This window comes from Pseudomonas sp. BF-RE-25 (assembly GCF_019956105.1).
GTDB lineage: Bacteria > Pseudomonadota > Gammaproteobacteria > Pseudomonadales > Pseudomonadaceae > Aquipseudomonas > Aquipseudomonas migulae.
The window spans coordinates 90,208-101,788 of record NZ_JAHBDB010000014.1; the positions used below are offsets into that span (position 1 = coordinate 90,208).

Sequence of the window (11,581 nt, forward strand, 5' to 3'; positions counted from 1 at the left end):
ACGGCGGGCAGGCACAAGAATAGACGGCAAGAAGCCTGGCATCGCCCACCGTGATGCCGCTGAATGGATCAGGCCGGTCTCCGGGCTCATGAGCGGCGTTTCGCCTGACTGCGCGCCTTCCCATATCGACATTCGACACAGTGGCTCAAGGCGCAGCCTTCACTCATTTACCGTTGCGGGGGCAGCGCCGGGATCGTGGTTGTTCATGAGTTGAACGAGCGCACACACCGGCTTCCCTGTTTCACTCTGTCGACCGACGCCACAGAGCACCTGAAACAAGCCGCGAAGGTTAGAGGGTTGGGGGTGGAGCGTCAATTAAAGCCGGGAGACCGCCGGGCGAATAACTGCCGCCGATCAATAAAATGACGCCAATCTTGTGCCACACTCTCAGCAGTGATATCAAAGCGCCACAACCTGACAACACAATAACAAGGGTGAGCCACATGCAAGGCATGACCATCAGCAATCCGAAGCTGGAATTCCTGCGCCCGGTGCTGGAGCGCTGGTTTGACTGTATCGACCGCTACAACGCGGTGCGCGGCGATAACGACACGCCTTACTGGTACGACGAAAAAGCCAACCTCGGCTTGCTCTCGGCTGCCGCGTGGATGGCGGAAATGGTCACGCTGCAGAACACACCCACCCGCAAACAAAACGAGGAAGGCGAACGCAACGCCCGCGCCGACCTGTTCATCGCCAGCAGCGAAGAACGCGCCTACCTCCAGGCCACGCAACGCTGGCCACGGGTCAACAGCTTGAACCTGACGCAGGCCCTGGCCGATATCACCAGCGACGCCAAGCGCATCAGCTACGCTAGCGACCTGAAACTCGGCTGCCTGTTCGTCGCCCCACAAAAGGCACAGCACGGCGCCACTCCGGAAGAACTCCAGGACATGGTCGACGACCTGCAAAAGGAACACAGCTGCGCGGTCGCCTGGTATTTCCCCTACGCCTACCGCAAGTTGCGCAACGAAGCGGGCAACTATCACCCCGGCATCGCCGTACTGTTCAAGGAAGCCCGCGGCTGACCGGTTGAACCATCGCGGGTTTGTACTTCTCTATTGATCAGGTCACTGCATTTATAGGGAAGATCAGCATGCACAAGCCCCTGCTCGTTCTCGTCATCGCCCTCACAGGAGGGCTCGCTGCCTGCAGCGAGACCTCCACCCTGCAAGTCTCCGACGGCACCGGCCCGTCCCCTCGACTGCCAGAACCGAACAAGACCCTGATCCCGACAGTGAACATCGCCCCGGCAATCGGCTGGCCGAACGGCGCGAAACCCACGGCGGCAGCGGGTACGCAAGTGGCGGCATTTGCTGAAAACCTCGATCACCCACGTTGGCTCTACGTGCTGCCGAACGGCGACGTGCTTGTCGCCGAAACCAATGCGCCGCCCAAACCCGATGATGGCAAAGGCGTTAGAGGCTGGGTCATGAAGAAAGCCATGGGCCGCGCCGGTGCCGGCGTCCCGAGCCCGAACCGCATCACGTTGCTGCGCGATAAAGACCACGACGGCATCGCCGAAACTCGCACGGTGTTTCTGGAAAACCTCAATTCGCCCTTCGGCATGACCCTGGTCGGCAATGACCTGTATGTCGCCGACACGGACCGCTTGCTGCGATTTCACTACCAGGACGGCGCCACGACCATCAAGTCGCCGCCGATCAAAGTGGTTGATCTGCCGGGCGGCACGCTGAATCACCACTGGACCAAAAACGTGATCGCCAGCAAGGACGGCAGCAAGCTGTACGTCACGGTGGGCTCCAACAGCAACGTCGCCGAAAACGGCATGGATCAGGAAGAAGGTCGCGCGGCGATCTGGGAAGTGGATCGCGCCACCGGCAAGCATCGGATTTTCGCCTCGGGCCTGCGCAATCCCAACGGCATGGCCTGGGAACCGCGGAGCGGCGCGTTGTGGACGGCGATCAACGAGCGGGATGAAATCGGCAGCGACCTGGTGCCGGACTACATCACCTCGGTCAAGGACGGCGGGTTCTATGGCTGGCCTTACAGCTACTACGGTCAGCACGTCGATATTCGCGTCGAGCCGCAAAACCCGGACCTGGTGGCCAAGGCCATTGCTCCGGACTACGCGGTCGGCCCGCATACCGCCTCACTGGGCCTGACGTTCGCTGAAGGCAACAGGCTGCCAGTGCAATTCAAGGAAGGCGTGTTCATTGGCCAGCATGGTTCATGGAACCGCAAGCCGCACAGTGGTTACAAAGTGATTTTCGTGCCGTTCAGTGCCGGCAAACCGAATGGAAGCCCGGTTGATGTGCTCACGGGTTTCCTCAATGACGAGGAAAAAGCCATGGGCCGGCCGGTGGGTGTGGTGATTGATCAGCAGGGTGATTTGCTGGTGGCGGATGATGTGGGGAATAAGGTGTGGCGGGTGTCGGCAACCCAGTAACTGCGCCACACACATACCTTGTAGGAGCAAGCTTGCTCGCGATAGCGGTGTATCAGGCAACATCAATGTTGGATGTACTGCCCTCATCGCGAGCAGGCTCGCTCCCACAGGGATCAGCGCTTACCGCTTGCGGCAGAGGGTTAATCCATCTCCCAGCGGCAACAACGACAGATCCACACGCGAGTCATCCTTCAAGGCGCGATTGAGCGCCTGGATAGCGCGGGTGTCTACGCTTTCGGGATTCGGCTCCAACACCCGCCCGCTCCACAGGGTGTTATCAAACACCGCCAGACCACCAACGCGCAGCAGACGCAACGCGTGCTCCAGATAGGCCGGATAGTTGGCCTTGTCGGCATCAATGAAAATCAAATCGAATTGACCGGGTTGATCCAGCCCAGCCAGGGTTTCCAGCGCGGGCGCCAGGCGCAGGTCAATTCGTTCGGCTACGCCCGCTTCCTTCCAGTAACGGAGCGCCGTGGCGTTGTAGTCGCCGGGGATATCACAGCAAATCAGCGAACCGTCATCCGGCAATGCCGCCGCCATGCACAACGCGCTGTAACCGGTGAAGGTGCCGACTTCCAGCAAACGCCTCGCGCCGGTGAGCTTCACCAGCAATGCGAGGAACTGCCCCTGCTCCGGCGCCACCTGCCAGCGCGCCATCGGCAGCGCCTGGGTTTCATCGCGCAAACGCTTGAGCAGCGGCGTTTCCCTAAGGGAAACGTCGAGCAGGTATTGATACAGGGAATCGTCGAGATTGAGTGTGCGGGCGGTCATGACGACCTCTGCGAACTAGGGGTTACGCGCCAAATGTTCGGGTTGCAGAACACGCTTGGCGCTCAGGTAAGCTTTCTGCCAATACGCTTTGGACAAGCTGTCGAGCTTCACCGTGCCACCAGTGGCTGGCGCATGGACGAAACGGCCTTCGCCAACGTAGATCCCCGCATGGCTGACCTGGGAGCCGCCATTGGTGGCGAAGAAAACCAGGTCGCCGGTTTGCAAGCCTTCCTTGCCGACATTGGCTGCCTGCATGCTGATCATCTCGCGCGTGGTGCGTGGCAAGGAAATGCCCGTCACGTCACGGTAGACATAACCGATCAGGCCACTGCAATCGAACCCGGAATCTGGCGTATTGCCGCCCCAGCGATAAGGCGTGCCCACGAGGCCCAAGGCGCGAAACAACACGTCTTCCGCCTCAGGCGAAAAGGGTTGCGCGGAGCCGAAGACAATGGGAGCGCGAACCACCGGCGCAGGTGGCGGTGTGCGGCTGGCGCAGGCACTGAGCAGCGCTGCGAAGAACATGAGTGCGAGGCGGGCCGACATCGTCATAAGCAGAACATCCTGATCTGGCTGCGGCTTTTTCCACCGGAAGGGCAGAAAAGAAAACCGCCTGCGCAGGACGCAGGCGGTTTGCCATCAATAATAGATCAGGATTCTAGCGGGTACGCGGCAAACTTCAAGTAAGACTTTAAGTTCGCCTTACAAACTGTCCGCCTACTCTGTTGCAGAGAGGCCGTTGCCGCCACTGATGTGGCGACAGGCTGGACAATTACTTGCGTGCCGTGACCACGGTCGGGGCCATCGCGAGTGCGCGCTTGGCTTCGATGAAGGTTTTGCTCCAGTAGCTGTCGCCCAGGCTATCGACCCGGACACCACCGCTTTTGCGGCTGCTGGAGTGGATGAACTGGTTGTCACCCAGGTAGATCCCGGCGTGACTGACACGACCGCGGCGACCATTGGTGGCGAAGAACAGCAGATCGCCCGGCTTGAGCGCGCTACGGGATACCAGTGGCGCGTCAACGTTGATCATTTCGCGAGTGGAGCGCGGCAGGTTCATGCCGGCCTCTTCACGAAACAGATAACCGATGAAGCCGCTGCAATCGAAGCCTGCCTCGGAGGTGCCGCCGAAACGGTAACGGGTACCGATCAGGGACATGCCACGCTCGAGGATGCTGTCGGCCAGAACCGGAAGCTGGTAGGACTTGCCGTCAGCGAAGTCTGCCAGTTCTTTATCGGTGGCCAGTTCTTCCTGGAAAAGAACGGAAGAAGATTGCGCGGTAACTGAATTTTTAACCTGCTGTTGTTGCTCTTGCTGGGACACTGGAGAGTGAGCAGCGCAACCGAACAACAGGGTGACGAGTGCGAGAGGCACGAGGGGTGCGAAGCGATTTAGCATGGGCACGACCGTGGCTGATAGTTGTAAAGAAGCCGAGACTATGCCCGCTATCAACCTCATTTGCAAATTCAATCGAACTTTATGTGACTTCTTGGTTTCGCGTTTACATCTAAGCGCTTAAGCCCCATTTAGACGCTCGCGCAGCCTGCCCCGTGCAGGAAAGCGGATTTTGTGGCGCCTGAAATATGCCGCAGCCCCTGAAAAACCTGGGCCTTACCAGCCCAACGTTTCTTTCAGGAACGGAATGGTCAGCTTGCGCTGAGCTTGAAGGGAGGCCTGATCGAGACGCTCAAGCAGCTCGAACAACGCGCTCATGCTGCGAGTACCGCGAGTCAAAATAAAATGGCCGACTTCGTCGGTCAGGTGCAGGCCGCGACGGGATGCACGCAGTTGCAAGGCACGCAATTTGTCTTCGTCGGACAGCGGACGCATCTGGAAGATCAGCGCCAGGGTCAGACGGGATTTCAGGTCCGCCAGCTTCACCGGCAATTCGCGCGGCGAGGTCGATGCCGCAATCAGCAAACGCCGACCGCTGTCACGCAGGCGATTGAACAGATGGAACAACGCCTCTTCCCAATCCGCGCGCCCGGCAACCGCTTGCAAGTCGTCGAGGCAGACCAGTTCGTATTGTTCGAGGTTGTCGAGGATTTCGATACCGCGATCCAGCAGCTCGGCCAACGGCAAGTACACCGCTGGCTCCCCCAACTGTTCAAAGCGCAGACAGGCCGCCTGCAGCAGATGCGTACGCCCTACCCCGTCCTTGCCCCAGAGATAAATCAGGCTTTCGGTCCAGCCGGCGTCGGCTTCGCAAAGCCGCTCGACATAGCCGAGTGCAGCGGCATTGGCGCCTGGGTAGTAATTGATAAAGGTAGCGTCATCACGCAGACGCACACCTAGGGGCAGCTGAATCGGTTTCATGCTGACTGAACAGTTCCAAAGGAACCGTTAGTGGCCTCTGTGTAAAGTTTGCGAAGTTTATACCCGTGACGCTGACCGCACAATGCGACAGACCATAAGCAAAATCAAAGGTTTGCGTTATCACACAGGTTTTATGACTGTTTCTTTGGCGGCGCATGTGACAGCCACGCAAGGGATACGGGCCAGCCTGGCACTGAACCAGGCCGCCCGCGACGGACCATCAGCGAACCTTACAGCTCAGGTTCATCGACGCCACTGTAGATATCAGAATCTTTATACAAATCATGCACATGGCGCACCAGCACCATGATCACCGCCGCCACCGGGAGTGCCAGCAGCACGCCGGTAAAACCGAACAGTTCACCGCCGGCCAGAATCGCAAAGATCACCGCCACCGGATGCAGGCCGATCCGGTCCCCCACCAGCAACGGCGTCAGCACCATGCCTTCCAGCGCCTGGCCAACCATGAACACCGCAACGATGCCAATCATCGGGTACAGGTCGCCACCAAACTGGAACAGGCCGGCAATCAACGCCGCGCCAATCCCGATGACAAACCCCATGTACGGCACAATCGCCGCCAGACCGGCGATCATCCCGATCAGCAACCCCAACTCAAGCCCTACCAGCATCAGGCCCGCCGAATAGATCACACCCAGCGCCACCATGACCAGCAGTTGCCCGCGCACGAACGCCCCCAGCACTTCATGGCATTCGCCGGCCAGAATCACGACGCGCTCTTCACGAGCGCGGGGCAACAGGCTGCGGATCTTGGCCATCATCACGTCCCAGTCCCGCAGCAGGTAAAAGCTCACCACCGGGATCAGTACCAGATTGGCCAGCCAACCGATCAACGCAAGGCCGGAAGCGGTCGCCTGACTCAACACCATACCGACAATGTCGGTGGTCTGGCCCATGTGTTCGCTGATTGCCGCCTTGAGTTTGTCGAATTTCCAGAAGCCATCCGATAACCCGAACTTCGATTGCGCCCACGGCAATGCAGTGTGCTGCAACCAGTCGAGCATCTGTGGCGCCAGTTCATACAAGCGGAACAACTGCTTGGCGAGCATCGGCACCAGCACCAGCAACAACGTGGTGAAAATCAAAGAGAACAACGCGAACACCGCCACCACGCCCCACGTCCGCGAGAGCCCGGCCTTTTCCAGGCGATCCACCAGCGGGTCGAACAAGTAGGCCAACAACAGCGCCACCAGGAACGGCGTCAGAATCGGATGCAACAGCCAGATAAACGCGCAGAGCAGAACCACTCCACCCAACCAGAACCAACGCCGCGTATCGGCCATGTACCACTCCATATGCATCTATATAAAGAAAGAAAATCTTACCAACGGAAACGCAGTTGCGGCACCGGTGCAGGCGCTGGCGCAACAGCGGGCGCCGCCCCCTGGACCACCGGCTGAACAGGCGCCGTTGGAGCCGGTGCCTCACCCGCCGGAACCTCCTGCAACTTCGCCAGCGACAACTGCGAGCGCAACTGCTCGGCGCTGCCATTGACCCGGTAGAGAACACGGTTACCGTCAACACTTTGCAGACGCGCGCCAAACGGCTCAAGCAAACGCCCAAGCGTTGCATAGTGCTCCAGGTTCATGCCCTGCACTTCCAGCAGCTGCTCACCCGAAGTACCTGGCTTGACCACAAACCGTGGCGCCAGACGCTGACTGACCGCTAGCAGCACCGCGTCAGCCACAGCGGCCTGATCCGCGCCCTGCACGCTGCCCGCCTCCTTCTGATCGCCCAGCCACAAATGCCATTTGGCCTGCCACTGACCGCCCTCTTCCCGGGCATGCACCGCCAGCAAGGCATCGGCGTTGTAACGTTCCGATGCACCGCGCAGTGGCGCTGCATCCGTACCCTCCAGATTCGGTGCGGTGGCGACCAATTGCTCACTCAAGTCCGCCAATGGCAGACGCAGCGGCAGACCACGATGTTGTGCGGCACGACGTAGCGGCGCAGCAGCGGCCTGGCCATCACCGACCAGGCTCGAACCTTCCGTTGAATCATTCAACCACCAACCGAGGATCGACGGCCGGTTTGCCCCCCACAGCGACAGCCCGGCACGGCGCAACGCCTGCTCGGTGGAAGCCGGGTCGAAATCGACTTTCAGCACTTCCGGCGGGCCGGCGTCGAAGCCGTACTGACTGATGATCTGCTGCGGGTCCTTGCGGACGGCCGCCAACCCCGGACTTTGCGCCGCCTTGGGGTCGCCGGTCAGGCGCAATACCAGCGTGTCGAGCGCACGCTGGGTGGCTTGATCGCGCTCTTCAGGCGCCTGACTGGTGACTGGCTCGCGCACCTGATAAAGGCCTTTTACGGTTTCAGCATGACTCGCCAGGCTGACCAGGGACAAACAACCCACAAACAATGATCTGAAAAAACGCATGGAGGATTCCTGACGACAAGAGCGGCTGGAACTGACCGCATGAAGACAATCGAGCAAGGCTGTGACCATCGCCCGACGCAAAACATTCACACGTCCCGGTTAAGTTTTTCGCACTGCCATAACGATAGACGGTTAATCGCGATACCTTATACAGCCAAGCGGGAGACGACCAACACGGGCAATTACGGTTTTTTTGTATCGATATGCCCCTGCTGTCGGCCTGAGGATGGCCGCTGCCCCTCAAGCCTGATAAAATCGCGCGCCTTCGCAGACCGGCAACAGCCGGGCACCCTGAAATTCGCGTAAGGCACATGCCCTTCGTTTGTTTCGGCGGTCCCACTGGACCCGGTCGTTACCCCTGAATCCCCCCTAAAGGCCTGGATCATGAGCAAGCAACCCTCCCTGAGCTACAAGGACGCCGGTGTAGACATCGACGCCGGTGAAGCATTGGTCGAACGCATCAAGAGCGTCGCCAAGCGCACTGCGCGCCCGGAAGTCATGGGCGGCCTGGGCGGTTTCGGCGCCCTCTGCGAAATCCCGGCCGGCTACAAGCAGCCTGTGCTGGTTTCCGGCACCGACGGCGTCGGCACCAAGCTGCGCCTGGCGCTGAACCTGAACAAACACGACAGCATCGGCATTGACCTGGTCGCCATGTGCGTGAACGACCTGGTGGTCTGCGGCGCCGAGCCGTTGTTCTTCCTCGACTACTACGCCACCGGCAAACTCAACGTCGAAACCGCGACCCAGGTCGTGACCGGTATCGGCGCAGGCTGCGAACTGTCCGGCTGCTCCCTGGTCGGCGGCGAAACCGCTGAAATGCCTGGCATGTACGAAGGCGAAGACTACGACCTGGCCGGTTTCTGCGTCGGCGTCGTAGAGAAGTCCGAAATCATCGACGGTTCGAAAGTCGCTGCCGGCGATGCCCTGCTCGCCCTGCCGTCTTCCGGCCCGCACTCCAACGGCTACTCGCTGATCCGCAAGATCATCGAAGTGTCGGGTGCCGACATCGAAAACATCCAGCTCGACGGCAAACCGCTGACCGACCTGCTGATGGCCCCGACCCGCATCTACGTGAAGCCGCTGTTGAAGCTGATCAAGGAAACCGGCGCGGTCAAAGCCATGGCCCACATCACCGGTGGCGGCCTGCTGGACAACATCCCGCGTGTACTGCCAAAAGGCGCTCAAGCGGTGGTTGACGTGGCGAGCTGGAACCGCCCTGCCGTGTTCGACTGGCTGCAAGAGAAAGGCAACGTCGACGAAAACGAAATGCACCGCGTACTGAACTGCGGCGTCGGCATGGTGATCTGCGTGGCTCAAGAGCACGTTGAAACCGCGCTGAACGTACTGCGCGAAGCTGGCGAGCAACCTTGGGTCATTGGTCAGATCGCCACCGCTGCCGAAGGCGCAGCCCAGGTAGAACTGAAGAACCTCAAGGCTCATTAATGTCCGTCACCTGTGATGTGGTGGTGCTGCTGTCCGGCACCGGCAGTAACTTGCAGGCCTTGATCGACAGCACGCGGACCGGCGACAGCCCGGTCCGCATCGCTGCGGTGATATCCAACCGCGCCGACGCCTACGGCCTGCAACGCGCCAGGGAGGCGGGTATCGACACCCGCTCCCTGGATCACAAGGCTTTCGAAGGCCGCGAAGCCTTCGATGCCGCGCTGATCGAACTGATCGACGCTTTCAATCCCAAACTCGTGGTCCTGGCCGGTTTCATGCGCATCCTCAGCGCTGACTTCGTGCGCCACTACGCGGGTCGCCTGCTCAACATCCATCCCTCGCTGCTGCCCAAATACAAAGGGTTACACACTCATCAGCGCGCGCTGGAGGCCGGCGATACTGAACACGGCTGTTCCGTGCACTTTGTCACCGAGGAACTCGATGGCGGACCACTGGTCGTACAGGCAGTAATACCGGTAGAGTTGCACGATTCGCCGCAGAGTCTGGCGCAGCGAGTTCATACCCAGGAACACCTGATCTACCCGATGGCCGTACGCTGGTTTGCGGAAGGTCGCTTATCACTCGGTGAACAAGGTGCTTTACTGGATGGCAAGTTACTCGCGGCCAGTGGCCACTTGATTCGAACCTAGGAGATTTTATGCGTCGCGCCCTGCTCTTCGCTTGCGCTCTGCTTGCCCTGCCTTTCGCGCAGGCTGCGGAACTTCAACCCTTCTCCGCCAGCTACACCGCCGACTGGAAGCAGCTGCCCATGAGCGGCACCGCCGAGCGCAGCCTGACCAAGGAAGCCAACGGCGTCTGGAAGCTCAGCTTCAAGGCATCGATGATGATCGCCAGCCTGACCGAAGAAAGCACCCTGACCCTGGACAAGGACACCCTACTGCCACAGTCCTACCACTTTGAGCGCGGTGGCCTGGGTAAATCCAAGAAGGCTGACCTGGATTTCGACTGGACCACCAAAATGGTTACCGGCACCGATCGCGGCGACGCGGTCAAGATCCCGCTCAACCGTGGCATGGTCGACAAATCCACTTACCAGTTGGCCCTGCAGCATGACGTGGCCGCCGGCAAGAAAAGCATGAGCTATCAGGTGGTCGATGATGGTGAAGTCGATACTTATGACTTCCGCGTGCTGGGTTCGGAAAAGGTCGACACCAAAGCTGGCCAGATCGACGCGATCAAGGTCGAGCGCGTGCGCGACCCGACACAAAGCAAGCGCATCACCGTACTGTGGTTCGCCAAGGATTGGGATTACCTGCTGGTTCGCCTGCAACAGGTCGAGACTGACGGCAAGGAGTACAACATCATGCTCCTGGACGGCAAGGTCAACGGCAAGGCTGTCAAAGGCAGCTGATCCGGATTGATACGAAAGCCCCGCCAATGCGGGGCTTTTTTTTTGCCTTGAAAAAGTAGCGGCTCAAACCTGTAGGAGCGAGACCGGCTTGCCGGCGAAGGCTGCGTGTCAGGCTATGAGGTTTTGGTGGCGTACATATCCATTCCTGCGGTGATGGCGGCTATTGGTTTCGCTTTTACAGCGAGTCACTTGGAGAAGCGCCAAGTAACCAAGCGCTCTTGCCCCTTTCGTTCGGTGCCTCGCCTAGGCTCGCCATGCCCTCGCTCCGGTCCTGCTCCGTGGCCCGCCGCCATCGGCCATCCCTGGCCGTGGGCGGCTAACCCGGCATCCATGCCGGGTTGCCCACTGCGCAGAACCTCCACTCGGCCTCTCGAGGGGGCGTGCACCTCAAGATCAAAAGCGGAAGACGAGCTAACGCTCGGCCTGATGAGTGGTGAAAATCAAAAGCGTACGCGATCCCTGTAGGAGCCGGCTTGCCGGCGAAAAGCGTCTGGGCAACGCGTTCATCCAAACAACCCGCGTCATCGTTGACGTCCATCGCCAGCAAGCTGGCTCCTACGATTTTGACCGTATGAACCCGATCCCGTGTAGGAGCCGGCTTGCTGCGGGCGGCGTTCCGACGATAGCGGTGGATCAGTCAACGTATGTATTGGCTGGACGGACGCCATCGCCAGCAAGCCGGCTCCTACAGGGGGTCGGTGTGCATCTCCCGAATGAGTGTTCGCAGCAGTGAAGGAGAACGCGCACACCAAAGAGCCAGGTCGGCTTTCAGGCCGCCTCGGCGGCTGTGGCGGTAGTCGCCCCCTCGAGAGGCCGAGCGCAGGTTCTGCGCAGTGGGCAACCCGGCATGGATGCCGGGTTAGC

General features: G+C 60.1%; 11 protein-coding genes and 1 riboswitch. Of the genes, 5 read left to right on the forward strand and 6 right to left on the reverse strand.

The features are described 5' to 3' along the window. Window positions 1-53 precede the first annotated feature (53 nt). Window positions 54-289: riboswitch (cobalamin riboswitch) on the reverse strand. A 154-nt stretch (window positions 290-443) separates the two neighbouring features. After that, a complete protein-coding gene (locus tag KGB24_RS08535) occupies window positions 444-1,028 on the forward strand; it encodes a hypothetical protein (RefSeq protein ID WP_008033558.1) in 585 nt (194 codons plus the stop codon). A 68-nt stretch (window positions 1,029-1,096) separates the two neighbouring features. Then, window positions 1,097-2,410: a PQQ-dependent sugar dehydrogenase gene (locus tag KGB24_RS08540; RefSeq protein ID WP_223414546.1), complete on the forward strand. Its 1,314-nt coding sequence runs from the start codon at window positions 1,097-1,099 to the stop codon at window positions 2,408-2,410. Window positions 2,411-2,530: 120 nt separating this feature from the next. Here the strand turns inward: KGB24_RS08540 and KGB24_RS08545 are convergent, their stop codons facing one another. The 6 genes from KGB24_RS08545 to KGB24_RS08570 form a co-directional block, all read right to left on the reverse strand. Next, window positions 2,531-3,184 (reverse strand): O-methyltransferase, encoded by a 654-nt coding sequence (locus KGB24_RS08545; RefSeq protein ID WP_223414547.1) that lies wholly within the window; start codon window positions 3,182-3,184, stop codon window positions 2,531-2,533. A gap of 15 nt (window positions 3,185-3,199) precedes the next feature. Further along, the gene (locus KGB24_RS08550) at window positions 3,200-3,736 is read right to left on the reverse strand and encodes a C40 family peptidase (RefSeq protein ID WP_008033547.1); all 537 of its coding nucleotides are present in this window, start codon (window positions 3,734-3,736) and stop codon (window positions 3,200-3,202) included. Window positions 3,737-3,956: 220 nt separating this feature from the next. Further along, window positions 3,957-4,583, reverse strand: a complete 627-nt coding sequence (locus KGB24_RS08555) for a C40 family peptidase (protein ID WP_008033546.1) — start codon at window positions 4,581-4,583, stop codon at window positions 3,957-3,959. 213 nt (window positions 4,584-4,796) lie between these two features. After that, entirely contained in the window at window positions 4,797-5,501 is a 705-nt protein-coding gene (hda, locus tag KGB24_RS08560) for a DnaA regulatory inactivator Hda (protein WP_008033543.1), read from the reverse strand. 230 nt (window positions 5,502-5,731) lie between these two features. Continuing rightward, window positions 5,732-6,805 carry an AI-2E family transporter gene (locus KGB24_RS08565; RefSeq protein ID WP_008033540.1) on the reverse strand — a complete coding sequence of 358 codons (1,074 nt, stop codon included), beginning with the start codon at window positions 6,803-6,805 and terminating at the stop codon, window positions 5,732-5,734. Between the two features lie 38 nt (window positions 6,806-6,843). Then, complete coding sequence (locus KGB24_RS08570) at window positions 6,844-7,902, reverse strand: DUF2066 domain-containing protein (RefSeq protein ID WP_223414548.1); 1,059 nt, start codon at window positions 7,900-7,902, stop codon at window positions 6,844-6,846. Window positions 7,903-8,286: 384 nt separating this feature from the next. Here KGB24_RS08570 and purM point away from each other — a divergent pair, with 384 nt between their 5' ends. From purM to KGB24_RS08585, 3 genes are read left to right on the forward strand one after another with little or no spacing between them, the layout of a single operon-like run. Further along, window positions 8,287-9,345: a phosphoribosylformylglycinamidine cyclo-ligase gene (gene purM / locus KGB24_RS08575; protein WP_008033526.1), complete on the forward strand. Its 1,059-nt coding sequence runs from the start codon at window positions 8,287-8,289 to the stop codon at window positions 9,343-9,345. Then, complete coding sequence (gene purN / locus KGB24_RS08580; protein WP_008033517.1) at window positions 9,345-9,995, forward strand: phosphoribosylglycinamide formyltransferase; 651 nt, start codon at window positions 9,345-9,347, stop codon at window positions 9,993-9,995. Before purM ends, purN begins: the two co-directional genes overlap by 1 nt. Before the next feature lie 8 nt (window positions 9,996-10,003). Next, entirely contained in the window at window positions 10,004-10,717 is a 714-nt protein-coding gene (locus KGB24_RS08585) for a DUF3108 domain-containing protein (protein ID WP_008033516.1), read from the forward strand. Window positions 10,718-11,581 lie beyond the last annotated feature (864 nt).